The 25,104-nt window shown below is 51.2% G+C and carries 17 protein-coding genes and 1 pseudogene; 8 read left to right on the forward strand and 10 right to left on the reverse strand.

The features are described 5' to 3' along the window. The first annotated feature begins 8 nt into the window (after nucleotides 1-8). Nucleotides 9-665 carry an NAD(P)H-dependent oxidoreductase gene (locus H6G13_RS03380; protein WP_190481769.1) on the forward strand — a complete coding sequence of 219 codons (657 nt, stop codon included), beginning with the start codon at nucleotides 9-11 and terminating at the stop codon, nucleotides 663-665. Nucleotides 666-825: 160 nt separating this feature from the next. On the opposite strand, the gene H6G13_RS03385 is transcribed toward H6G13_RS03380, so the two are convergent. Continuing rightward, entirely contained in the window at nucleotides 826-1,536 is a 711-nt protein-coding gene (locus tag H6G13_RS03385; protein WP_190481770.1) for a Rho termination factor N-terminal domain-containing protein, read from the reverse strand. Beyond that, nucleotides 1,533-2,873 (reverse strand): AAA family ATPase, encoded by a 1,341-nt coding sequence (locus H6G13_RS03390; RefSeq protein ID WP_190481771.1) that lies wholly within the window; start codon nucleotides 2,871-2,873, stop codon nucleotides 1,533-1,535. Before H6G13_RS03390 ends, H6G13_RS03385 begins: the two co-directional genes overlap by 4 nt. A gap of 244 nt (nucleotides 2,874-3,117) precedes the next feature. Between H6G13_RS03390 and H6G13_RS03395 the strand changes: the two genes are divergently transcribed. After that, nucleotides 3,118-3,933 carry a prohibitin family protein gene (locus H6G13_RS03395; RefSeq protein ID WP_190481772.1) on the forward strand — a complete coding sequence of 272 codons (816 nt, stop codon included), beginning with the start codon at nucleotides 3,118-3,120 and terminating at the stop codon, nucleotides 3,931-3,933. A gap of 153 nt (nucleotides 3,934-4,086) precedes the next feature. Here the strand turns inward: H6G13_RS03395 and map are convergent, their stop codons facing one another. Continuing rightward, nucleotides 4,087-4,908 carry a type I methionyl aminopeptidase gene (gene map / locus H6G13_RS03400; RefSeq protein WP_190481773.1) on the reverse strand — a complete coding sequence of 274 codons (822 nt, stop codon included), beginning with the start codon at nucleotides 4,906-4,908 and terminating at the stop codon, nucleotides 4,087-4,089. 118 nt (nucleotides 4,909-5,026) lie between these two features. Here map and H6G13_RS03405 point away from each other — a divergent pair, with 118 nt between their 5' ends. The 5 genes and pseudogenes from H6G13_RS03405 to H6G13_RS03425 all read left to right on the forward strand — a co-directional run bounded on the left by H6G13_RS03405 (nucleotide 5,027) and on the right by H6G13_RS03425 (nucleotide 8,528). Beyond that, nucleotides 5,027-5,212: a CopG family transcriptional regulator gene (locus H6G13_RS03405; protein ID WP_190481774.1), complete on the forward strand. Its 186-nt coding sequence runs from the start codon at nucleotides 5,027-5,029 to the stop codon at nucleotides 5,210-5,212. Nucleotides 5,213-5,557: 345 nt separating this feature from the next. Continuing rightward, entirely contained in the window at nucleotides 5,558-5,797 is a 240-nt protein-coding gene (locus H6G13_RS03410) for a hypothetical protein (protein ID WP_190481775.1), read from the forward strand. Nucleotides 5,798-5,921: 124 nt separating this feature from the next. Further along, a pseudogene (locus H6G13_RS03415) lies at nucleotides 5,922-6,029 on the forward strand (DUF433 domain-containing protein); the annotation flags it as partial. 61 nt (nucleotides 6,030-6,090) lie between these two features. Next, the gene (locus H6G13_RS03420; RefSeq protein WP_199305718.1) at nucleotides 6,091-6,663 is read left to right on the forward strand and encodes a hypothetical protein; all 573 of its coding nucleotides are present in this window, start codon (nucleotides 6,091-6,093) and stop codon (nucleotides 6,661-6,663) included. Between the two features lie 323 nt (nucleotides 6,664-6,986). Further along, nucleotides 6,987-8,528 carry a GMC family oxidoreductase gene (locus H6G13_RS03425; protein WP_190481778.1) on the forward strand — a complete coding sequence of 514 codons (1,542 nt, stop codon included), beginning with the start codon at nucleotides 6,987-6,989 and terminating at the stop codon, nucleotides 8,526-8,528. 115 nt (nucleotides 8,529-8,643) lie between these two features. Here H6G13_RS03425 and H6G13_RS03430 read toward each other — a convergent pair whose 3' ends face one another. The 7 genes from H6G13_RS03430 to H6G13_RS03460 all read right to left on the reverse strand — a co-directional run bounded on the left by H6G13_RS03430 (nucleotide 8,644) and on the right by H6G13_RS03460 (nucleotide 22,032). Further along, entirely contained in the window at nucleotides 8,644-10,692 is a 2,049-nt protein-coding gene (locus H6G13_RS03430; protein WP_190481779.1) for an SBBP repeat-containing protein, read from the reverse strand. 203 nt (nucleotides 10,693-10,895) lie between these two features. Then, the gene (fabZ, locus tag H6G13_RS03435; protein ID WP_190481780.1) at nucleotides 10,896-11,423 is read right to left on the reverse strand and encodes a 3-hydroxyacyl-ACP dehydratase FabZ; all 528 of its coding nucleotides are present in this window, start codon (nucleotides 11,421-11,423) and stop codon (nucleotides 10,896-10,898) included. 41 nt (nucleotides 11,424-11,464) lie between these two features. Beyond that, entirely contained in the window at nucleotides 11,465-12,718 is a 1,254-nt protein-coding gene (gene fabF / locus H6G13_RS03440; RefSeq protein ID WP_190481781.1) for a beta-ketoacyl-ACP synthase II, read from the reverse strand. 49 nt (nucleotides 12,719-12,767) lie between these two features. Next, on the reverse strand, nucleotides 12,768-14,021 hold the full coding sequence (locus tag H6G13_RS03445) for a glycosyltransferase (RefSeq protein ID WP_190481782.1): 1,254 nt from the start codon (nucleotides 14,019-14,021) through the stop codon (nucleotides 12,768-12,770). Nucleotides 14,022-14,126: 105 nt separating this feature from the next. After that, on the reverse strand, nucleotides 14,127-20,135 hold the full coding sequence (locus tag H6G13_RS03450; protein WP_190481783.1) for a type I polyketide synthase: 6,009 nt from the start codon (nucleotides 20,133-20,135) through the stop codon (nucleotides 14,127-14,129). An 84-nt stretch (nucleotides 20,136-20,219) separates the two neighbouring features. Beyond that, a complete protein-coding gene (locus H6G13_RS03455; protein ID WP_199305719.1) occupies nucleotides 20,220-21,647 on the reverse strand; it encodes a hypothetical protein in 1,428 nt (475 codons plus the stop codon). A gap of 67 nt (nucleotides 21,648-21,714) precedes the next feature. Beyond that, nucleotides 21,715-22,032: an acyl carrier protein gene (locus H6G13_RS03460; RefSeq protein ID WP_190481784.1), complete on the reverse strand. Its 318-nt coding sequence runs from the start codon at nucleotides 22,030-22,032 to the stop codon at nucleotides 21,715-21,717. 1,163 nt (nucleotides 22,033-23,195) lie between these two features. Between H6G13_RS03460 and H6G13_RS03465 the strand changes: the two genes are divergently transcribed. Then, entirely contained in the window at nucleotides 23,196-25,043 is a 1,848-nt protein-coding gene (locus tag H6G13_RS03465; RefSeq protein ID WP_190481785.1) for a fatty acyl-AMP ligase, read from the forward strand. The last annotated feature ends 61 nt before the right edge of the window (nucleotides 25,044-25,104 follow it).

The raw sequence follows: 25,104 nt of genomic DNA on the forward strand, positions 1-25,104 counted from the left end.
ACAACCTCATGAGCAACGCACCTATTACGCCCGAGCAACTGCTACAGCAGCTTAACTGGCGCTACGCCACTAAAAAGTTTGACCCCACCCGCCTCATCCCCGACGACGTCTGGAATGCGCTGGAGCAAAGCCTGGTGCTGTCGCCCTCTTCCTTTGGTCTACAGCCCTGGAAGTTTTTTGTCGTTAAAAATCCCGACATCCGCAAGCAGCTCGTGGAGCATTCTTGGGGTCAACCTCAGGTGATTGACGCATCTCACCTAGTGGTGTTTGCCATCAAAAAAGATGTCGATGCCGCCTATATTGATCGCTACATGGAGCGCACAGCAGAGGTCCGCCAGACCTCAGTGGAGAGCCTACAGGGCTTTTCTAACGTTATTAAAGGCTTTATGGAGAAGCCGCCCTTCCCACTGGACATCAATGCCTGGTCAACCCGACAGGTCTATATTGCAATGGGTGTGTATATGACCAGTGCTGCGCTGCTGGGTGTCGATACCTGCCCAATGGAGGGCATTGTGCCCGCTAAGTACGATGAAGTGCTGGGTCTGGCTGAGCAGGGCTATGCAACGGTTGCAGCTTGCCCAGCAGGTTACCGGGCTGAGGGTGATAACCACGCTACCCTGGCCAAGGTGCGGTTTAAGACCGAAGATATGATTCAGTACATTTAATATTGAGTCTCTTTTAGGTTGCACTAGACTCTGCTTTGGGTGCAAACCTCTGCACTCCTACCAAGCACTCTGTTTTGCACAGACGGCTCATATTAAACGGGCATAAACCCGTGAAGGCAGAGAGATGGCCCTAGTGTCACCCCTCTGCCTTACTACCTTGCTAAGCCTGAGCTAACGCTTTGACCAGATCGTCTTTTTTCATTTTGCTGATGCCGGTGATGCCTCGCGTCTTAGCCATCTTTTTCAGGTCGGTTACGGTCAGGGCCTTGAGAACAACAGCATCACCAGCATCCTTAGCATTCTTAGTAGCATGGGTTGCTTCGGGCATGGGCTGGGGAGTCAGGTAGAAAACCTGCTTGAGGGCTTCTAATTTGGCTTTGGTGATGCCACACTTGAGCTTGACAACAGAGTCAAAGTTTTTCCAATGCTGCCGGGGAGCTTCATCAATGCGGTTGGTCGCAACAGCGAGTTTGACGGCCTTGAGCGGACTACCCGGTTGGCTGATCAGGTATTCCAAAGCTGCCATGATTTCTTCTCGCGTAGCTTTGGAGAGGTTGATTTTGGGTGTTTTTTCCCCCGCCAGCACTTGGGTCACTTCGAGAGTGTCGGCACTGTCGTCTGCAACAATGCACCAGACTCGTTCTAGCCCCGCTTCTTCAGCCACGGCATAGATAAACGAGTTGCCAATCACCTGATAGCTATCTTCGCCGGTTTCTTTGACAATCAAAGGAACCCAGTTACGGCCACCTTTTTGGTTGAGTAGATGGGCTGAGGCTTTCACCAAAAACTCAGAAACCTTGATACTCTCTCCGGGCTCAATTTCATCTAGATATAAATGCATCAAGTTACCGATATCACTGAGGCTGCTCATTGTAGAAAGTACTCCTTAGCCAAGTTTTTATAGTATTCGTGGGCTGATCGGTCTCGATACACTGCAGGGACACGGGCGAAAGCAGAACTGGCTATATTAGCGTAACTAGGTACTTCGAGAATAGACAGGTCTTCTCTAGCTTTGGTATGGCGCGGGTAGAAGTAGGGCAGTAGGTTGATCTTTTCCTTCTTCCCAGCTTTGATGATACTGTTGATTTCCTTTCTAGCTACGGCTATCTGAGGGTTGGTGGTCTTTTCTCCATTAAAGAAAATTGGCAAGGGTATGGGGCTGCCGTCGTTTTTCTCCTGCTGCACTTCGGGAATGAATTTCTTGATTGCGATCGCAGCATTCTCCAATGAGAACAAGTTATTGTGTTTGGTAGGAATCAATACAACGTCCGCTGCATAAACAGCCAACTGACTAAATATTCGCCAGTTGGGAGGAGCATCAATCAGAATATAATCATATTCCTGGCGAGAAGGCTCTAGTTTACGGTGCAGCGTGCTTCTTTTGAAGATATTGCGTAGTTTCTCTTCAGGCTCATCTGCCAACTTCTTATCTGCGGGAACAATATCAAATCTTAGTTCTCTATTTACCTTTTTTAATGGAAAAGGATATGTCTGAATGGCTTTCTTGAGTTCTACCGATTTATCAGTTAATGCTTTGTAAACTGTATCTTCGGTGAGTGTTAACCCCAGGGAGTTGGTTAAGTCCTGTTGATTGGGATCGAAGTCGATAATTAAAACTTTTTTGCCCAAAGCAGTCAGAATGCCTGCCAAATTTACAGTAGTGGTGGTTTTGCCTACACCACCCTTGTTGTTATAGACTGCAACTGTTAAGGCTTTGTTCGGCTTTTCAATCTTTCTGCGAATTAAGCTGACAATATCATCAATATTATCTTCGTTTAAGGGAAGGCATTGAGTGGCCGGAAAAATCACCTTGCCGTGCTTTCTAAAAAGTTGAATATGGCAGGAATTCGTAATGATTCCCCATTGGGACATTTTGCAGTTGGAGCCAAGCAAATATTGCTTTAGCTGATTGACTGTTCTCTGATATTGCGCCGCATCAGTAGATAAATTTACTTCCCTGCCTTTTAGCTCAAGCAAAAGATAGGGATTTGTTTTTGTGTGTAAAAAAACATCGTCCCCAATAGTTTTTCTGGCAGCTTGGTCTACAGCTTTCCCGCCACCAGTAGGATATTGAGGATGAATTTCTCCGGATTGAAATCCCAAGGCTTGTAATAGTTGATTTGCAAAAAAATCATTAACAGTAGCCTCTGTTGCATTATCCGGAAGGTTTCTCAGGGCAGCTTTCAAGCTGAGTGATGATGTGCTCATAATGTGAGGAAGCTTTCAGCAGTGGCCCTTTCCAGTGTGCCCAATGGCTAATGTTGATTCTTACTTCCATAAATCTTTTTTAGGAAAATCACAGAGACTTCACGACTCGTTTGCAATCGTAAACGAGCAATCTCACTCTTCTTTCCCTACGATTCTGAACTCATTTCGCCATTGACGCCTGTAGGCAAACCTAGGTTTGCGCTAGAGTCAGATGGCGTAGAACGGTAAAATGCAGGAAATCTAGATGAAAGATCAGCCAAACTGGCAAACCCTTGTGCTGGTGGGCCTGGTGTCGCTTTTAGCGGTTGTCGGCCTCAATTCCTTTGTAATTATCAATCCTGGTGAGGCCGGCGTCCTCAGCATTTTGGGTAAAGCACAGGATGGGGCGTTGCTGGAGGGGGTACACTTCAAACCTCCCCTGGTTGCCAAAGTCGATGTTTACGATGTGACGGTGCAAAAATTTGAGGTGCCCGCCCAGAGTTCTACTAAGGACTTGCAGCAGCTCTCGGCTAGCTTTGCCATCAACTTCCGCCTCGACCCGATTGAAGTGGTGACTATTCGCCGCACCCAAGGCACACTGCAAAACATTGTGTCTAAAATCATCGCCCCTCAAACCCAGGAATCTTTTAAGGTTGCAGCCGCCCGCCGCACCGTTGAAGAAGCGATTACCAAGCGGGATGAACTCAAGCAAGATTTTGACGACGCCCTAGGGCAGCGGCTTGATAAGTACGGCATTATCGTCTTAGATACTAGCGTGGTCGATCTCAACTTCTCGACCGAGTTTTCTAAGGCTGTCGAAGAAAAGCAAATCGCTGAGCAGCGCGCCCAAAGAGCTGTTTACATTGCGCGAGAAGCTGAGCAAGAAGCCGAAGCCACGATTAACCGAGCCAAAGGACAAGCCGAAGCCCAGCGTCTGTTGCGCGAAACTCTAACGTCTGAACTGTTGCAGAAACAGGCCATTGAAAAATGGGACGGCAAGTTTCCCCAAGTGCTGGGCGGCGACGGAGCAGTTCCCTTTATCAACCTAGATCCACAAGACCTGCAAACCAATCGGCGCTAGTCATGAAGACGGATCTTCTAGCAACTAGTTAAACAACAGGGAAAAAGCCCCCCCCGAAGGGGTGCCCAAACGGTGGGAGGGTCAAGTGCAGTATTAGCAGCCCCTCATGTCTCTCAAGAACCCACCCATTGCCCCTCTCAGGAGGGGCTTTTTTTATAGTTGGGTCAAAATTTCGACCCCGTCTTGAGTAACGGCAACCGTATGCTCAAACTGGGCCGAGAGCTTTTTATCTTTAGTGAGAACCGTCCAGCGGTCAGCCAAAACTTTGATTTTGTAGGTGCCTTCATTCAGCATCGGCTCAACCGTAAATACCATTCCCGGTCGCAGCTTTAGGCCGGTGCCGCGCTTGCCGTAGTGCGGAATTTGCGGCTCTGTGTGGAATTGTCTGCCCACGCCATGCCCCACCATGTCGCGCACCACAGAGAACCCATTGGCTTCGGCATATTCCTGAATCGCCGCACCAATATCGCCAACTCTGGCTCCTGGCTTAATTTCGGCAATGCCTCGCATCATCGCTTCGTGAGTCACCTCGACCAGCTTTCGAGCCAGCGGAGACGGGTTGCCTACCAAAAATGTTCTCGATGTGTCGCCGTGGTAGCCGTCGAGAATGGGCGTGACATCGATGTTGATGATGTCGCCATCTTTGAGAATGTGCTTAGGACTGGGGATGCCGTGGCACACCACCTCATTCGCGCTAGTGCAAATTGAGCCCTTAAACGGCGGATGCCCCGATGGTGCATAGCCCAGCGGCGCGCTGATAGCTCCGTGGGCTGCTGTCCAGTGGGCGGCCTCGTCATTGAGTTCCTGAGTGCTCACACCGGGTTGAACCATTGGCTCTAGGTGATCGAGTAGCTGAGCGGCCAAATGTCCGGCGCGACGCATTTTTTCGAGTTCTCTAGAGGAGAGCAAGACAATGCCCGCAGGTGCGGCGGTTGGGGGGTTGACAGCGTTTGTTAGCAAGGTCTGGTAGTTCACAGCAAGATCCTTATGAAGCCTTATGCTAGGCCATGCTAGCACAGCATAGGCTAGCAAAACACAGGCTATGCTGTTACTTGTATCCTGGGGAAACAGAGCACCGGGAGTAGAGGCCAAAATGGGCGGAAAAACCGATTTAGATAGAGTGGTGGCCTATGTTCCGGCTGAGCACAAGAAGGAACTAGAGCAGTGGGCCGAGGCGGAAGAGCGATCGATCTCGTGGCTGGTCGCAAAGCTGATCGACAAGGCTCTGCAAGAACGGCAGCAACAGGTCGACTCTCCAAAGGTGGTTAATTTGCGCTAGGGGTTGGTGTTGGGTCGCGCTGCGCTTGACGCCAACTTGGGGAGTTCAACTTTAGGGCTGGCTGCGTTCCGCAGCTTGCTTTTTTTGAAGACGGTTGAACTTCTGATCTCGTTCTGATACCTTTAACAATCAGGCTGAGCAATCAGCCGTCTCGTAGAACTTAAGGCTCTGCGGGGAAAAGAGAGGATGGCACCCTCCCTAATCCCCTAACCTTCTCAACTTAATCACGGTAAGTCGATGGGCTAGAGCCATTTTAGGATCTAGTCTCTCCCTTTGCCTAAGCTAGCTTGAGAGACTGGGTCTTGAGTTCTACTTTCCTCAACTACAACGGAAGGTAGAACAACCATGTGTGAAGAAAATAAATTTGAACTGCTTCAGTCCATCCCGCTTTCGCCTAACCAGGCGATGCTGAGGCACATTCTGCTGGGCGACTACGGTGCGATTGTTAAAACTATCCAAGCTCTGGCCGTCTTTAACTACGCAGAACCTAAGCACTGGTCCCAAATCATCCCCACTGGCAGGAGCGGCGAATACCTCTCCATCCTGACCAAACGCGAGGTGGCTGAGGCGGATTCAGAAGGCTAGATTTCTTTTCTGCAAGACCTTGTAGGGTACGTTGTTGCAAAGCGCGACGTACCTTACGAGGGAGACTTGTCTTTGCAGAGTTAAACTTAGCCAATGGCCCTGTTATTTGTACCGAAAAGTCACCATGACTGCTCAAACCACGTTCCGCTACGTCAACCGGAACCCAGACATTTTGCAAGGGGAGCTAATCATTACAGGTACCCGCACAACCGTTCATGTAATTGTTGAACTGTAAGCGAACGATTTATATTGATCGCTGGCAACAGCTTTGGCAGAATCTACAAGCTCCGAGAGTGCCTAGTGAAGCGCTAGAGCAGCTGCTCCAAGCCTATTCATCCCCAGACCGCTTTTACCACACACTCACCCACCTCCAAGACTGCCTCTCCAAGTTCGACGCAGCAAAGTCTCTCGCCCGCTGCCCTGAGCAAGTCGAACTCGCGGTCTGGTTCCACGACGCAATCTATGATCCTAAAAGAACCGACAACGAGCAAAAAAGTGCTGAGTGGGCCAGTTCGGTTATCCATCAATCTGGCCTCAGCAGCGACATCGCCGAAAGCGTCTCTCAGCTCATACTCGCTACCCGCCACAACAGCGAAGTCAGCGATAGGGATGCTCAGCTACTGGTTGACATAGACCTTTCTATTTTGGGTAGCCAAGCTGATTTCTGGCAGTACGAGGAAAACATCAGAACAGAATATGCTTGGGTTCCTGTAGATCTGTTCAGGCAAAAGCGAGTTGAGATTCTGCGTGGGTTTTTAGAGCGGCAGCCGCTTTATTACCTTGATGCCTTTAGAGAGCAGTTTGAGGTGCAGGCGCGGGTGAACTTGAGAGATGCGATCGCAAAACTAGAAGATCACCAGAAATAGAGCTGCAGTAACTAAGTTCAACATAGTTAGTTAACAAAGTATCTGTCTAAAGGAATAGCTTATTGAAACAAGTAGAGCTGGGAGAAAGCCACTGTATTCTGTTTGTAAGTCAGTCATTGTTGTATTAATAAGTACCCAGTAGTAAATTGAAAGTGCGATAGTTAAACCCAGATTTTATGCTTCAAAATATGAAAATTTAAGAGGTTCTGCAGCGAATAGTTTGTATCCCGTTAAGCTAAGAAATACTACATCCTCTTATCAAATAATCAGCAAGCTTCTGTTTCCTTTCAAACTACTCTTGGAGGATAAAAGAACACAAAAAAATGGCTGGAACCTCCTATGACATTATTATCATTGGTACAGGAGCCGGAGGCGGTACGTTGGCTCACCGACTTGCTTCCAGCGGCAAAAAAATACTGCTTTTGGAGCGAGGGCGCTTCTTGCCAGTAGAAATGGCAAATCGAGACGCCGTTCAAGTTTTTCAAAGAGACCGCTACCGAACTTCAGAAGTATGGTTCGATAGAGACGACGAACCCCTTCACCCCAGCACGAGCTATTACGTTGGTGGCAATACCAAAGTCTACGGGGGAGCTCTGTTTCGGCTGCGAGAGCAAGATTTTGACACAGTTCACCATGACGGCGGCCTCTCTCCAGAATGGCCCTTGAAATATCAAGACTTGGAGCCCTACTACACCGAGGCAGAAAATCTCTACCAGGTTCATGGACAGCAAGGGCTAGATCCGACTGAGCCAGTGCGGAGCAAGCCCTATCCTTTTTCGCCGATTGTCCACGAACCTCGCATCCAAGAGATTCATGACGGCTTAAAAGGGCAAGGCTTACAGCCCTTTCCTGTACCCTTAGCAATTAAGCTGCATGAAGGCGATCGCTGCCTTAGCCAATGTGTTCGGTGCAGTACCTGCGACGGCTTTCCCTGCATGATCTATGGCAAATCAGATGCAGATATAAACTGTATTCGTCCAGCGCTGGGCCGCAACAGACTAACGTTAATTACCGAAGCAAAGGTAACTTGTCTACACACCAGTCCATCCGGGCGAGAGGTTATTGGGGTTGAGACACAAGTTGGCGACCAGCATCGGGTATTCTCAGCAGGCATCGTTGTTGTGGCTTGCGGTGCGGTTAATTCAGCCGCGCTTTTGCTGCGTTCAGCCAACGATCTGCACCCCAACGGGCTAGCCAACAGTTCTGACCAGGTTGGGCGCAACTTCATGAAGCATCAGAATGGAGTGGTCATGAGCGTCGGCTGGAAGATAAACCCAACCGTTTTTCAAAAGACGGTGGCAATTAACGATTTCTACTGGGGTGAACCGGGCTTCGATTACCCGATGGGGCATGTGCAGCTTCTAGGCAAAATTAACAAAGACATGCTTTCTTCAGAAGCACCTAAGTTTTTACCAGGTTTCTTGCTAGAAAAAGTTGCCCATCATTCTGTTGACTGGTTAGCCATAGCCGAAGATCTACCCGATCCTCAAAATCGAGTACGTCTTAAGGAGAATCAGATCGTTCTAGACTACCGTCCCAATAACACTAGAGCCTTTGATCGCCTGATCAAGCGGTGGATTGCTGTCTTGAAGTCGATTGATCGCAGAGACATTGCCTTTCCCTGTTCCCTTTACTTCTCCAAACGCGATCCTCTACAGCGAGTAGCCCATCAGGTTGGAACCTGTCGATTTGGCATTGACCCTCAAACCTCTGTTCTAGACATTAACTGCCGCACCCACGACGTTGACAATCTTTACGTTGTAGATGGCAGTTTCTTTCCCTCCAGTGCAGCCATCAATCCGGCACTGACCATCATGGCAAACGCTCTCCGCGTTGGGGACCACTTGTTAGAGCGTTTGAAGTAGCCAGTAACTGTAATAAAGATCCCCTTAATCCTCCTTATTAAGTAGAACTTTTCGCTCCCTTTTAAGGGGGATTAGGGGGAATCTAGGTTGGCTCTGCTACTTCTCAAACGGCCTCTTACACTGCTTTATCAAATTCTAAAGCGAGTTGGCCTGTTGGTTTTCTGATGGATCGCGGTTGAGGTCTGAGCTTTGTACTTGCCCATGCAGCTGCTGCTATCAACAACAGCCCTATCCCCGAGGAAGGCTCGGGCACAGCGGCTGAAGGAGGCATTGGTTGACCATAAGGGTTGCCCAAGTAAGCTTCCAGCCCAGTACCGTAGGAATCAATGTTAAGAGATGCCAAGAAGTCTTCGAAGAAAATGTTGATATAGCTGATATCTTCATCGGTAAGCTGTGGGGACCCAGCGCTGGCCCCAAGACTGGGCGACGAAACACTTTTGCCTGGCTGTGAAGTCCCACTAAAGTCAACCAGGGTGCCTGACTCAGCATCAAGCTTTGCCACCCAAGAGTCAAACGATCCGGCACTGACATCACCGAAAGAGCCCTGAGTTACTCCTGTAACAAAGAGACCGCCAGCATTGTCACCAGTAATCGCGTAAGCCTGATCAAAGTCAGAGGTGCCAAACTGCTGCCGCCAGATCTGCTGACCCTCGGTGTTGTACCGGGCTGCCCAGGCATCAAATGACCCGGCATTGGTGCCTGCTAAAGATCCATCCGTGAACCCTGTTAGGAAAAGGTTGTCGCTGGAGTCAATAAACAGGTCAAAGCCCTGATCATTATCCACAGATCCAAACTGTTGCAGCCACTGCTGGTTCCCCAGGCTGTCGTACTTGCTTAGCCAGACATCGTAAGACCCGGCATTAGTTCCTTCTAGATCACCCAAGGTCCAACCGGCAGCGTAGACATTGCCCTGGCTGTCTGTGTCAATGCCTGAGCTCCAGTCGTAATCTGAGCTGCCAAATTGTCGAATCCACTCACGCTCTCCCGCATTATCAAACTTAGTAATGTGGGCATCATAAACCCCAGCATTGGCACCAGGGGCTTCTAAATCTCCTAAGGTCCATCCGGTTGTGTATAGGCTGCCATCTTCACTAACAGTGATATCGTACGACTCATCAAAGGCATCGTCAAAGCCATTGACTTCTGTGAACCATTGTTGGTTGCCATTAGTGTCAAACTTAGCGGCCCAAAAATCATCGGTAGCTAGATCAATAGAGGGTTTAACATCGATTCCTGTTAGGTAAGCATTGCCATCTGCATCGACATCAAGACCAAAGCTTTGGAAGATAGAATTTTGTCCAAATTGCTCAATCCACAGTTGATTGCCTTCACTGTCATATTTGGCAACAAAGGCATCGGAATCGGTAGCCTGCATTGGGGCTGCTAGGTCGCCTGCTGTAATTCCGGTTACATACAGGTTGTCGTTTGGATCGGTAGCGATGCCATAAATGGTTTCAAAGTTTGAAGTGCCAAACTGCTTAGTAAACAGCAAATTGCCATCACTGTCATACTTGGAGATGACCGCATCGCGTGCCCCGCTGGAGTTGGACTTGGCAAGAGAACCCGTTGTTCCTCCGGCAACATAAACATTGCCCTCGGTATCTGTTGCCGTCGCTCCAGAAATATCGAACTCTGCCGTTCCCTGCTGCTGAATTTTCGGTAGCGTTGTCTTGGAGGGTGTAGAGCCTCGGAAGTTAAAATAGCTGTTTTCTAGAGTCAAACTGGAGCTGCCTAGCAAAAAGCCTACGGTGTCAAACCCAGTTTCTTGCTGCAGCAGTATTGCCGAGCCCAGTCCCACATCTAGCAGCTGATAGTTGCCGGAATCGCCGTGTAGCTGAATGGAGTCTAGTTCAGGGTTGAAGTCAACGACTAAAGCGTAGTCGTTGAGGCCAAAGTTGAAATTGTCGAGGTTGCCGTTGGCGTAGTAGGGCTTCGTCCAATCCCCCAGAACAAAGGTGTCGCTCCAGGAGCGAAAGGCAGGATCATCAAGGACTACGTCACCTACAAGAATGTCAAATTGAGACTTAACGGAGGTGCCTTGAACGGGCTGAAAGCCCAGCAAGGTATCATTCCCAGCACGCCCCCAAACCAACTGGTTTAGGTTAAAACCTGCGGCCAGGTCACTACCGGGCGTGTATACCTGCAGAAGGGGTTGATTTTCCACTGTGGTTACCTGATTAGCTGAAGGTGTTAAAGCTTGAAACAAAGACTGTAACGGTGCTCTAGGGGCCTCTATTCACTACGATTTCCCCTTTTGTAGAGTTTGATTTCTGCTAACCTTTTAAGGTTTGAAGCAGCATAAATCCACCGCTTGGCAGGGTGATTAAGCCTGCTAAGCGAAGTGCTCTCTGCTTTCTCGTTTCTCCTTTATGCGTTTAATAGGGAAAACGTAAGCTGTCCCTCAGAAGCCAGTTCACCATCTACTTCAGCCCATGCCTGCACCTTGCCAAAACGATGCTGTTTGACTGACAGGACTTCAACCGTGATGACTAGCTGATCGCCTGGCACGACTGGGCGACGAAACCGAGCTTTATCGATTCTGGCAAATAGAAACAGCCCGCTGTCAGATTCCAACATCTGGGTGAGGACAATGCCCCCTACCTGCGCCATTGCCTCTACGATGAGGACTCCAGGCATGATGGGATGTTGAGGAAAGTGACCTTGGAAATGAGGTTCGTTAAAGGTGACATTTTTAATGCCAACGGCTCGCTCTCCCGGCTTATATTCAATTATGCGATCAACTAGAGCAAAAGGATAGCGATGAGGCAGTTTCTTTTGAATTTCTTCCAGTGTCAGAACAGGCTTAGCGGTGTTCAAAGCAATTGAATCGGGTTGGTTATCATCAGCATTAGATAGAGAATAGTTAGGTGAATTAACGTTAGTTAAAGTTGACATTGGTGTGCTCCAGCTTTAGTTCGTGCATTAATTGCAATGGGCTATTGGAGTTCAAATTTTTTGAATGCAAGCGTGACGTTATGCCCGCCAAATCCGAAGGAGTTGGAAAGGGCAACATCTACTGGCTGGCTGCGGCTGTGGTGGGGAACGTAGTTGAGATCGCAGGCTGGGTCGGGGTGGTCGAGGTTGAGGGTAGGCGGGATCGTGTTGTTGGCGATCGCAAGTACTGTGGCTACAGCCTCAATTCCACCGGAGCCGCCCAGCAGATGCCCTGTCATTGACTTGGTGGAGCTGACCGCAACCTGAAAGGCATGGTCTCCCAACGCTCGTTTGATTGCTAAGGTTTCATTGATATCGTTGGCGGGGGTGCTGGTGCCGTGGGCATTGATGTAGCTCACCTGATTGGGAAACAGGTTGGCATCTTTGAGGGCTAGCGACATTGCGGCCGCCGCCATTTTGCCGCCGGGAACGGGAGCTGTCATGTGATGGGCATCGCAGGTCAGACCGTAGCCTACGATTTCTGAATAGATGGGAGCCTGGCGATTCAGGGCGTGTTCCAACTCTTCTAGTAGGAGAATGCCTGCTCCCTCGCCCATGACGAAGCCATCGCGATCGCAATCAAAGGGTCGAGAGGCCCGCGTCGGTTCTGCATTGCGGGTAGATAGCGCTCTGGCATTGGCAAATCCGGTAATCGAGAGGGGGGTGATGGCGGCCTCGGTGCCGCCGCAGATCATGGCATTGGCATAGCCCCACTGAACCAACCGAAAGGCTTCTCCGATCGCGTTAGACCCAGAAGCACAGGCGGTTACGGTGCAGGAGCAGGGGCCTTTTGCTCCGGTATGGATGGCGGTTAACCCAGCCGCCATGTTGGCAATCATCATCGGAATCATGAAAGGGCTGCAGCGATCGGGGCCTCGGGTTAGGTAGATCTCCTGCTGCTCTTCCATGACTTTGATGCTGCCCACCCCACTGCCGATTAAAACGCCCACGTCGTTGGCATTGAGGTCATTGATCTCAAAGTTGGCGTGTGCGATCGCATCTTGGCTGGCACAGACCGCAAACTGAGCAAAGCGATCCATTCGTCTAGCATCTTTGCGCGGTAAATAGTCGCCCGGATCAAACCCCTTGACTTCCCCGGCAATGCGGCAGGCGAGATGAGAGGCATCGAATAAGGTAATCGGCCCAATCCCGCTCTGCCCCTGCAGCAGGTTTTGCCAGTAGTCTTTAACCGTATTGCCTAGTGGAGTAATTGCGCCTAACCCTGTGACAACGACTCGCTTCAAAGACTGTGACATGGCTCTAAGCTCCGGGTTTGTAAAACAGGATCGTCAGCATGGGGTTTGCTTACAGCCTGCTTAGACTCGTTAAATCTTTGTCGTCTTGTTTAATGCCTAAAAGCTGCTGATAATAGCGGCTTAAATTCTCACACCCTTGATCCAGCGAAAACTGTTTAGCGTCTTTTAACGCTTGCTCAACAACGCCTGTAGAATTGCTGAGCAACACATTGCCAATGCCATTGGCTAACCCTTCGGCATCGTCAGGGGGAACAAGATAGCCATTAACTCGATTTGAAATGTACTCTGATACGGCACCACTATTAACCGTAACTATCGGCAGCCCTGAAGCCATTGCTTCGACAACAGTTCGCCCAAAGGTCTCATAGGGAGAAGGGCTACAAAACACATCGCAAGAGGCTAAAACATTGGCCTTTGTTTCTCCTAATAAAAACCCCGTAAAGTGAATGTTTGAAATGGGTTTTGCCAGTCTTTTGAGCGCATTAACCACAGTGTCAGGCCCATCGCCAGCAATAATTAGAGAGCAGTTGGGTTCCTTTTCCTGAAGCTTGGCAAAAGCTTGAATGAGTAAATCAACCCGCTTCTCAAAACCCAACCGCCCCAGGAACAGCAAAACCTTGTTGTGCTGCTCCTGTTCACTCAGCCACGGCTTTAGCCATTGCCGATTTCGGCGAGCCGGACTGTAAGTGGAAACGTCAATCCCCAGAAACGGAATTGTCTGAACACTGGGAATGCCCAGCTCTTGACAGCTTTGGCTAGCAGCCAGGCTAGCGCAGACTGTGACATCAAACTGGCGATACAGGTAGCTGGCCATTTGAGAACTTCGCGCCGCCTGCCGCAGCCACTGCCAGCCGGGGTAAGATGCCGAAAAGTTGTACAGATCCGTGTGGTACTCGGCAACGTAGGGGATTTGGTTGGCTTTGGCATAGCCTCTACCCGGCAGTTGCCAGGTGCTTAGCAGGAAATAGCGCTCTACGTCTGTTACAACGATTAGAGCAGGATTGTAGTTGCCTAGTCGCTGTTTAATGTATCGAGCAGCTTTGAACCGAGGTACATGGGTGGGAGGGTAAGGAATCCAAGGTTTTGAAGGATACCGCTCAATGATTAACTTGTGGCGCAAGTCGGGGGGAATTGAGAGACTTTCACTAGGTTGCTGCCAGTCAGGGGCAAACACAACGACCCGGTATTGCTCCTGTTTGGCAAACCACTGGGCGCGTTCCCAGTTAAAGAGTGAAACGCCACTCACATCGGGGGGAAACCCCGTGACCAGAAAGACCAGAGTGTGAATATTAGAAGGCTTCATGGGAGTTGGGGAATAGGAATTAGCAGGGATTGACGCTAGCCCTAGCAGAGGCTTTCGTCAGTGCAAGAACTCACGCATCTTGAAAGAGCGTTTAGACCAAGGCCGCTAGGACAGGCTGCTCACTTCAACCCTTGGAGCCTGCAGAAAACCACTGCGAATGAGATATGAGAAGTAGGTATTGATTAAGCGCGAATCGACTGGCGGGCAGGCAATTGCTGTGTTAGCCAAGCTGGCTACGGTGGCCTGACAGTTGAGCTTGGCCCGGCGTTGCCCCAATCCAGCAAAGGTAAGCTGCTCGTCAGACCAGCGCCGCAGGAAGAAGGGCAGGAGACCATTTAAGGCATGAGTTCCAGCATCGGCTGCTGTGGTAGATGCAATCAGCTCGGCTTCCCAAGCGTCATAGGGAATTTGACGCACTGGATAGCCGCATTGATTGATGGCTTCGGCCACTCCGCTCCAGCTAGAGAAATTGGGATTGTTTAGGTGGAAGGCTTTTCCTATCGACTCTGGCTGTCTAGAGAGGTAAACGATGGCCTGGCTAACGTAATCAACCGGAACCAGCGTAATGCCACAGTTCATGTCGGGCATACTCCCCATCTGGATGCAGCCTTTGAGGAATCGACAGGTAAAGTCGTCGGTGTTCCAGAGCCCGGTTTGGCTGTCGCCTGCAATGAGAGGCGGCCGGTAGATCGTGACCGGCAACCCACGATCGCCTGCCAAGGTCACCAGTTTTTCGGAGACCCATTTGGTTTGGGTATAGCCCAGGTCTATTCCGTCTGTGTGCAGAGTGGGCTCTGATTCGGTGACCTCTCTGCCGTAGTAGGCCGATGAATCAAACACTGCATCCGTGGAAACGTAGTGCAGGGGCTTAGTTTTAGACTGGCAGGCTAACCGCAGAATCTCCTGGGTGCCTAAAACGTTGGCGGACTTTAGCGCTGAATAGGGGTAGACGAAATTCAGAACGGCCCCATTGTGATAAATCACGTCTACTTTCTGGGCTAGCTCCCCAAACTGGGCATCTGAAAGACCTAACCGGGGCTGTGATAGGTCGCCCACAATGGGAACGATTCTGGAGCTGTCGTATTTTTGGGGGAAGAAATAGGTGTCTAGATTGGCCTGAATCTTTTTCAAACCATGCTCGGCATCTGTCGCGCGAACTAGGCAGTACAGAGTTGCCTCTGTTTGTTGAAGCATTTCCTTCAGCAGAAAAGCTCCTAAAAAGCCGGTTGCCCCTGTCAGCAGAATGGTGCTGGCTTCTGTGGGTTCAAAGGTGGCTGCGCTGGGATAAATAGCGCTGTCTAAAACGGCTTCCTCAGAGAGATTTAAACCGCTAACTGCACCTTCTATGGGCTCCTGCTCTGGCACATCCTCAGGCGAGATCTGCCGCAGCAGCAGAGCAGTTAACGCGCTGATGTGAGATGCCTGCATAAAGTCAGCGATGGGCAGCTCTACCTGAAGCTGAGCCCGCAGGGAGCTGACCAGCTCAACCGCCATGAGAGAGTCCATACCTAGATCAAACAAACCCTGCTCAGGGTCGGGCAGATCGGGCAGCCGCAGCACTGTGGCCACTGCCTGCTGCAGGTAAGTTTTGAGTAGGGAGTAGCGATCGCAACCCGCCGCCTGTTCTAACTGCTGCACAATAGCGGAGGGTTGCCCGGCGGCAGAGGACTCAGCCGTTGGTGTGAGGACTGTCGGGGAAGCGCCCAAGCCCTCTAGCAAGGGGCGTTTACCCCTAGCTTCAAATAAGTCTTTGAACCGAGCCCAGTCTACGTTAGCCACCGTCGTTTGAACCGAGCCTGCCGTGAGCAAGTAGCCTAGGGCAGCAATTGCCTGATTGGGCTGCAGGGCCTCTATGCCCATGCGGGTTAGCCAAACCTGAAACTCCTCTAGCGCCATGCCGCCGCCTGCCCAAGGCCCCCAGTTAACGCTGAGGGCAGGCAATCCCAATCCGTGTCGGTAGTGCGCTAGGGCATCGAGAAACTGGTTGGCGGCAGCGTAGTGGGCTTGCCCTTTAGACCCCCAGACCGATGAGATCGAGGAGAAACTAACGAAAAAGTCTAGGCTCATCTCCTGCGTCAGCTGATGCAGAATCCAGGTGCCCACTAGCTTAGGTCGCAGCACCGCTGTTAGGGCGCTAGGCTCCATATCGGCAATCGCCTCATAGCGAGAGACGCCCGCTGCATGGACGACGCCCAGTAACGGAGGCAGTGATGTTTTGATTTGCTCAAACAGCCGAGTCATGTCGACTTCGCTAGACACGTCTGCTTGGGCAATGAGAACGCTGACCCCCGACTGCTCCAGCTGATTGACCATAGCTTGCGCCTCTGGAGACGCCTGCTGCCGCCCTGTGAGCACCAGTTGACGCGCGCCCTGAGCGACCATCCAATGAGCCAGCTTGAGGCCCAGAGCACCCAGGCCGCCAGTAATTAGGTAGGTTCCCTCGGGCTGCAGTGAGAGGCTTTGAGGCTCTGGCAGAGACTTTCGCACTAGGCGCGCGACATAGCGAGTGCCCTCATGGAAGGCAATTTGATCTTCGCCCAGGGCATCGTCTAGCTCTGCCAGCAGCTGCAGCGAGGCGGTTTCAGGATCAGCCGCGACATCGATCAGGCCGCCCCACCAGTCGGGATACTCTAGTGCCACCACCTTACCCAGGCCCCAGAGCGGCGCTTGGGCTACGCCTGTGAGGGCAGCACCCACCGCAACCGCGCCCTGGGTCGCCAGCCACAAACGTGGGTGGGCCTGCTGGTTTTGCCCCAGAGCATTGTCGGGGTTTGCCAAGCTCTGCAGCAAAGGCAACAGGCTGCCAACTCCCAGCGTTTGGGCCTGTTCCAATGAGAAGAGCGTGGGGGGAACTGACGCTGCCTCCAGGCTCCACAAATGCACAATGCCTGTTAAGTCTAAATGTTGCCCTAGCGCCTGAAAGAGTCGGTCGAAATCGGCAGCCTGGGCCGGGTTTATCCGCCAGATTCCTGCTTCTTCTGCATAGGTTGTTCCGGGATACACCAAGCTACAGCGGTGTCCCTGCTCCTGTAGCCGCGTTGCTAAGGCTCGCCCAACTCCGGCGGTATCGGCAAAAATTAGCCAATGCCCCAGACTGCGGCCGCCATTTTCCACGGCAGGCTTTACTTGACGCGGCTGGGGCTGCCACGCAATCTCATAGAGCCAATCTTGAATGGAGGCTGCTGTTTGCTGCTGCTGATCTTGTTTCACCAGCAGATCTAGCAGCTTGGGTAATAGCTTCAGCTCATCCTGTGAGAGGGTGCCTGCGGCCTGTAGCTGTTTGACGAGGTGCTGGGTATCGCCGTGCAATAGATGGGCTAGAGCAGAGGAGTGCTCGCTGGTCTTAGGGACTGTAGGAATATCGACCCAATAGCGCTGCCGCTGAAAAGGGTAGGTGGGCAGCTGCAGCCGCCGCCGAGGGTAGGGCTGATCAAAGCTGGCCCAATTTACCGCTACGCCTTGCCCATACAGAGTGGCTAAGCTCTGCAACATCTGCTGCCCCTCATTGCGACCTGGGCGCAAGCTGGGCAGCCATTGAATCGGCGCTCCGTCTGCGGTAGCTTCTGCAAGGCAGTAGCGGCCCATGCCAATCAGGGTTGGCTTGGGGCCCACTTCTAAAAAGAGAGCGTATTTTTGCTGATGCAGCGTTTCTAGGCTCTGAGCAAAGCGGACGGGCTGGCAGACATGCTGGCACCAGTACTCAGGGGTTGCGATCGCATCTGTCACCCCCTCCCCGGTAACATTGGAAATCAGCTTAATCTGGGGCGGTGAGTAGTGAACTGCGGCAGCCACCTGCTCAAACTCTGCCAGCATCGGCTGCATTAGAGGTGAGTGGAAGGCATGGGAAACCTGTAGTGGTTGGGTTCTAATGCCCCGCGCCTGCAGTGGGGCAATGGCCGCCTCTACTTCCCGCTGCTGGCCCGATATCACAATGCACTTAGGGCCGTTAATCGCTGCAATCTCAACCTGCACATAGGGTTTAATCGCCGCCGCCACCTCCGTTTCAGGGGCAAACACCACCACCATCTCACCCTCTGCCGGCAGTGCCTGCATCAGCCGCCCCCGCTCAGCAATCAGCTTAAGGCCATCCTCTAGGCTAAAAACTCCGGCTACACAGGCCGCCACATATTCCCCGACACTGTGCCCCATCGCTGCAGCAGGCTCAATGCCCCACGATTTCCAGAGCTGAAACAGCGCATATTCCAGGGCAAACAGGGCGGGCTGCGTGTAGGCAGTTTGGTGCAGGAGCGTACTCTCTGCCGGTGCAAACATCACGTCCAGCAAAGGCTGCTCTAGGTAAGCGTGCAGAATTTCGCTGCAGCGATCAATTGCTTGGCGGAAGATCGGCTGAGTTTGGTAAAGATGGCGGCCCATGCCCTCATATTGCGAGCCCTGGCCGGTAAAGAGAAAAGCAATCTTAGGGCGCTTTTTGCTAGACGTGTGGTGATGCACAGCCCCCGTCGCCGCTTGACCAGATCCAAAAGCGGTTAACTGGTCATACAGATGCTCAACACTGTCTGTCACCACAGCGAGACGATGGTCAAAGTGCGATCGCCCCGTATTGGCCGTAAAGCAGATATCTGCTAGAGAGACTTCAGAATGAGTGTCTAGGAACTCTGCATAGCGCTGCGCCAGTTGCCTCAGGGCTGGCTCAGTTTTGGCCGAAAGTGTCAGCAGGTGGGAGGTGCGATCGCAAACGCTGTCACTGATTTGATTGTTGATTTGATCTAAGAGCTGCTGCCTATTTTGTGCAGACTGCTTGGCGTCAGGTGCAGTAAACTCACGCTTCAACTCTGACGACAGCCAAACTGGCAAGACAGGCGCTTCCTCTAAAACAACGTGACAGTTAGTGCCGCCAAAGCCAAAGGCGCTTACGCCAGCTAGCCGCCGCTCTGTGCTTACCCACCAAGGCTGACGCTCACTGGGAATTGAAAACGTCGTTCCCTCCAGAGAAATATAGGGATTCAACTCCTGCAGATGTAGGTGCGGCGGAATCTCCTGATGTTGCAGTGAGAGAACCACTTTGATCACGCTGGCAATTCCAGAAGCCGCCTCTAAATGCCCAATGTTTGTTTTTAATGAGCCCAGCCAACATGGCTGATCGACGCTTCGATCCGCCATCAGCACTGCTTTGAGAGATTTGAACTCAATCGGATCGCCAAGCGACGTGCCGGTGCCGTGCGTTTCCACATAGCTGATCTGAGCTGGCGTCACTCCAGCATTCTTTAGGGCTAGACGAATCACCGCCTGCTGAGAGGGGCCATTGGGCGCGGTCAAGCCATTGCTGAGACCATCTTGGTTAACGGCAGTTCCCCGCACAACGGCCAAAACCGTATCCCCCGCTTTAATGGCATCTGTCAGGCGCTTGAGCACGACTACACCGCAGCCCTCCCCTCGCACATACCCATCGGCGCGGGCATCAAAGGTTTTACAGCGACCGTCGGCCGCCATCATGTGGGCATGGGAATAGGTGATAAACGGCTCTGGAGACAGCATCAGGCTAACCCCCCCGACCAGGCAGGCGTCAGACTCACCGCTCTGCAGACTGCGGCAGGCAAAATGCAGCGCTACCAGCGAAGACGAACAGGCTGTCTCGACGACCACGCTGGGGCCTCGCAAATTTAGCGTGTAAGAGAGGCGATTGGCCGCAATCGAAAGCGTGTTGCCTGTGCCGTCGTAGGCATTAATCTGGCTTGGGTCTTGGGCCAACAGGCGGCAATAGTCATAGTTGCCAATGCCCATAAAGACGCCTGTTTGGCTACCGCTCAGCGCTTTGGGGTCAAGTCCGGCATTTTCTATGGCTTCCCAGGCCACCTCCAACACGAGCCGCTGCTGCGGGTCCATTCGCTCTACTTCTCGGGGGGAAATGCCAAAAAAGCTCGGATCAAACTGATCAACCTGCTCTAAGAAGCCGCCCCAGCGGGTACTCATTTTCCCAACGGTGCCCGGCTCTGGATCGTAGTACTCGTCAATGTTCCATCGTTCTGGGGGCACTTCAGTGATGGCATCTTCCCCTTGGTGCAGAAGTTGCCAAAAAGCTTCCGGGTTTTGGGCACCGGGAAACCGACAGCCCATGCCGATAATTGCGATCGCTTCCACGTCCGGACCTCTCACGCTGAGTATTGCTGTTGCTGTCGCAGCCAGTTAGTTCTAGTTCGCTCGCCGGCTGCGAAGAGTGGGGCTGTGCCAAGACCAAGGTCAGGCAACAGACTGAGAGAACTGTGCAAATGCTTTGGTGTTACTAGAGATTGCCTGCTCAATCGAGCCACCTGCCGCCATAACGCCCATCTCGCGATTGATCGGCCAAAGATAGTCAATCGGCTCAAACAGCCGCCGCAGATCGGTTACCAGCCGCTGATGGTACTTCAGCGTCAGATGAAAGCCGTCATGCTCTTGACACGTGCACTTCTCAAGCCAGTGCAGAGCCTCCTGAGCAGACATGCCAAACACAGGTGATTGCAGCAGCCTGTAAAAAGAGAGCATAAAGTCAGCATCCTTGCGGAAGATAGCAGGCATGCTGCCAGAGAGCCCGCTCAGGCCCACACTCTGCGAACGGTAGATAGTGATATTGGCGAGAAACTTTTCGTAGGCCGTTGGTTTAGCAAAATCTTTGTACAGATCTTGGGCAATGAGCTGCGATGTGGTCGTATGAAAAGCTTCATCCAAGAGATGGTAATGAGAAACGGCCAGAGGAGCCGGAATAAACGCCCCTTTGCGCTCCAATTCCCGGTAGTACTGAGAGTAGCGGTACTCGTAGTTCTTGATCAGCATGTTTGCCATGAAGCGAGTCACGTAAAACAAACAGGCTAAGAAGGGCGAGCTGCCACAGTTTAAGGTGAAGTATTGCAGAAATGGGCGAGGCGCTAGCTGCCCCAACAACCCCGTCGTTTGCGCTGGGATGGCCTCCCCTTTTTCCTCTAGATTGCGCAGGTACTGAGAGTAATAGCGCGTCTGATTTTTCAACATCACCTGATTGGTGACAAAGCGCAGGGCCGAGTCTTGAAATGCCGAGAGCGGTGAACTCTGCCAGCCAAAGGAAAAGAGTTGCGATCGCACCTTGCCTTTTGCCCCCTTGCCTAAACCGCCCTTTTTAGATGACTTTCCTTGAGACGACTTCCCCTGAATGGATGCATTGAACGCGGTAGGGCCTAGCACAGCCTTTTTAGTCTTGTACCCAATCATGTGAAAGGCGTGAATATGGTGCCGCTCCTGCTCAGTTTCAAGGTCAAGCTCCTGGCAAAGTGCGTCATATCCCCCGATTGCTTCAAAGACGCCTGCTGTTACCTGGTTATAGAGCACAGCATTCGCTTCTGTAGCTGCTGTCTGGTTGTATTGCGTAGCCCAATAGAGATGGTTAAGGGCTCTTCGCTGCGAAGGGGAAGCCTGCTCGTAGAGAGGAGTACCGTAGAGCAACGACAGTTCTGGCTCACTCCAATAATCCTTGCTATTGCTGTCATAGTCAAAGCCTTGATCCAACGCTTCTATCTTTTCGGTGTAGTCAGATTCAACGTTGCGTCGATAGTTAATCTCGGTCAGCTTAATGTGCTTACTAAGCCTTTCTCCAGAGGCATCGAAAGATTGATCTGGCTGATCTTGAGAGTCTGATGCTTGTGTGATGTCCGTCATGGTTTCTCCTGAGTTGGCAAGGGTGCAAAGCCGAGATTCGTTCTACAGGAGCGCTCACAATACTCTTTTAGCTAGCTGCTAAATGATGGGCTAAAGCTTGAACAGTAGGGTAGTCATACAGCAAAGTTGGATCGAGCTTCTGCCCTAGCCAATCTTCTAAATCACCGCTCATGCCGACTGCAGCTGCAGAATCTAAACCATACTGATCAAAGGGAATGGTGACATCAACTTCATCGGCGTCAATATCTAGCAGGTCAGCTAGGTAAGAAGCAATCCAGGCTTGGATCTCTGCTGCTGCGGGTAGCTTTGCGGGCAAATCTACCGCGGTCACCTCGCTGCTCTCTAACTCTGTAGGTGGCGAGATTTGGGAATTTTGAATTTCCATCTTTAAGCCTTTGAAACAATTTAAGCTGGCCGTTTCGGAGCATTTAATCATCACTCAAAAACTTGCTGGGCTGAGTTACCCCACAAGATATAAGCAAGAAACAGCGGCAGCAACCAAACTCTCGTCTTCTTTCGCTGAAGCTTAGTTGCCGGAGCAGTCTGATTTCAATGACTATTCTTTTGATCGGACTGACTATTTTTTAGATCTTCAGTTAAGAACTAATTAAGACGACGATTTTCCGCATTAAGGTTTCAGCTTGATTCCTAGCAGTAATTCAAGCTCCATTTTAAGAATTTGAGCCACCAGAGAATATTGTCTATATTGATCCTCGCAGCGGCTATATGTCTGAAACACGGCAATCGACCGTTATCAAAGGGCTTATTATTTGACAGCTTTGCAGAATCTTTACAAACCAAAATCGTAGGGAATGGAGTTTTAACTGCTGGACTAAATAGATAATTTTGCAGAATGCCTTACAGCTACTAGGTTGAAAGGATTTTAGAAAACTCGTTCTCAATGTACAGCCAGCTCGGTTAAGTCGGCTAAAACTACTATTTTCGTATCCAAAACGACTAAACAGACAGCAGTTTGCACAGTGCACTTTACACAAGCCTCATGATATAAAGCTGTTGTGTAGTCTTGTACACAAATTTGCATTCAGAAAAGTAAGAAAAGTTATTCAAAACTCAGTCTTTAGGTAGATGATTGAGGTGTCGAGCGTCAAAGGACCTATTCCCTCTCTTCCTAAAAGCAGACAGTGTCTTGAGTCTTTTGGAATAACCCTGTATAAACAAGTGATAGTTCAAGTCTTTTTTCTTTTGAATTATTTCTAGCTACATTGCTCTGCGGCAGCTGAGTAGCTCTTTTGTTCCAACATGTCTTCGTTCCAGCATGCTTCCGGTGTGACTTTTAATGATTAGAACTGTTCTTGAGCAACAGTTTTACAGTCTTGAAAGGGGTTAAGAGCGAATCTAAGATCTTTGAGACATTCGCTGATTGAACCGCCAGTATTTACATTTCTTCACCCATTGAGTTCTGCATTGAACTTGTTCGTCTAGCGCAGAGGAGCGTCTGGATAAGGTTGGGTTAAGCATTGCAAAAGGCTGTTCAAATAACGCTGCTCGAATTAACCGTACTCAGGCAAATTGCTTCAGGAGTTTCCAATGACTACTTGCTTTACTGATACGACTAATGTCGACTATAGAGTTTTGTCTTTCGTAGAGTTGCTCAGTTGTAGGGCGCACGACCAGCCCAACCAAACAGCCTATACCTTCTTGCAAGATGGGGAAGCGGAGGCCGTCGATCTAACTTACAGGCAGCTTGATGAACAGGCACGGGCAATTGCCGCTACGCTGCAGAGCTTAAACGCCACCGGATCTCGGGCTCTGCTGATTTATCCACCGGGGCTAGAGTTTATTGCCGCCTTTTTTGGCTGCTTGTATGCCGGGGTGGTGGCGGTGCCTGCCTATCCCCCTCGCCGGAACCAAAGCTTGTCTAGACTACATGCGATCGCAGCCAATGCAGAACCCAAACTAGCACTCACCACTGCTACCCTGCTCAAAGATATCGAAAAGCGATTTACTCAGGAACTGGGGCTCAATCAACTGCACTGGGTGGCCAGCGATGCCCTCGCCAGCAGCTTGGCTACAGCCTGGCAAGAACCAGACCTAAATCGCGATACGCTCGCCTTTTTGCAATACACCTCAGGTTCAACGGGAACGCCCAAAGGCGTAATGGTTAGCCACGGCAATCTCGTGCACAACTCCTCTCTAATCCACAAAAGTTTTGCCGATACGCCCCAAAGCCAGGGCGTGAGCTGGCTGCCGCCCTACCACGACATGGGATTGATTGGAGGCGTCTTGCAGCCCCTCTATGTCGGTGCGCCGACGGTGCTAATGTCTCCAATGGCGTTTATGCAAAAGCCGCTTCGCTGGCTGCAGGCTATCTCTCGCTTTAAGGCCACGACTAGCGGCGGCCCCAATTTCGCCTATGACCTCTGTATTCGTAAAGTCACCCTCAAACATTTGGCCAACCTCGACCTAAGTAGCTGGGAAGTTGCCTTTACCGGAGCCGAACCGGTTCGGGCAGAGACGCTAAGGCAGTTTGCAGAGGTGTTTGCCCCTTGCGGCTTCCGGGAGGAAGCCTTTCACCCCTGCTACGGCATGGCCGAAACCACGCTGATGGTCACAGGCAAAGTGAAGTCAGCATCTCCTGTCCTTCATACGGTGAGCAGCACCGCGCTGGAGCAAAACCAGGTGGTGCCAACCCCCAAGGCCCAAGAAGGATCTCGAACGCTGGTGGGCTGCGGTCAAACTTGGCTTGATTTAAATGTCTTAATCGTTGACCCTCAATCTCTAACGCTCTGTCCAGCCAACCAGGTAGGAGAAATCTGGGTATCAGGCCCAAGTGTGGCGCAGGGCTACTGGAATCGAGAGGAGCAAACGCAACAGACGTTTGATGCTTATCCGGTGGATGCACAGCCAGAGACATTAGAGCAGGGCCCCTTTTTACGAACAGGAGATTTAGGGTTTCTCTTAGATGGAGAACTGTTTATTACAGGGCGCATCAAGGATCTGATGATTATTCGAGGGCAAAATCACTACCCTCAAGATATTGAGTTGACCGTTGAAAGGAGCCATTCGGCACTGCGGGCCGGTTGCGGAGCAGCCTTTACGGTAGAAAACAAAGGCGAAGAGCGGCTGGTCATTGTTCAAGAGGTAGAGCGAAACTACCTCCGTAAGCTGAATGTGCAAGAAGTTGTCGGCAATATCTGTCGAGCCATCACTGCTCAGCACTCGCTACAGGTGTATGCGACTGTGCTAGTCAAAACTGGCAGTATTCCGAAAACATCGAGCGGCAAAATTCAGCGCCACGCCTGCCGAGCAGAGTTTTTAGCGGGAAAGTTGAGCGTAGTAGAGGATTGGAGTGAGCAGCCCCAAGGCAAAGCCAAGTTCTTGACTCTACAGGCCGATGTTGAGTCTTTGCTGCAGGAACTGACAATAGGAAAGTAGATTTTGGGCCACTTGTCATTTGCCATTTGTCATGGGTCGCTGTAGCCATACGGGTGGTGTT

This window comes from Pseudanabaena sp. FACHB-2040 (assembly GCF_014696715.1).
GTDB lineage: Bacteria > Cyanobacteriota > Cyanobacteriia > Phormidesmidales > Phormidesmidaceae > JACVSF01.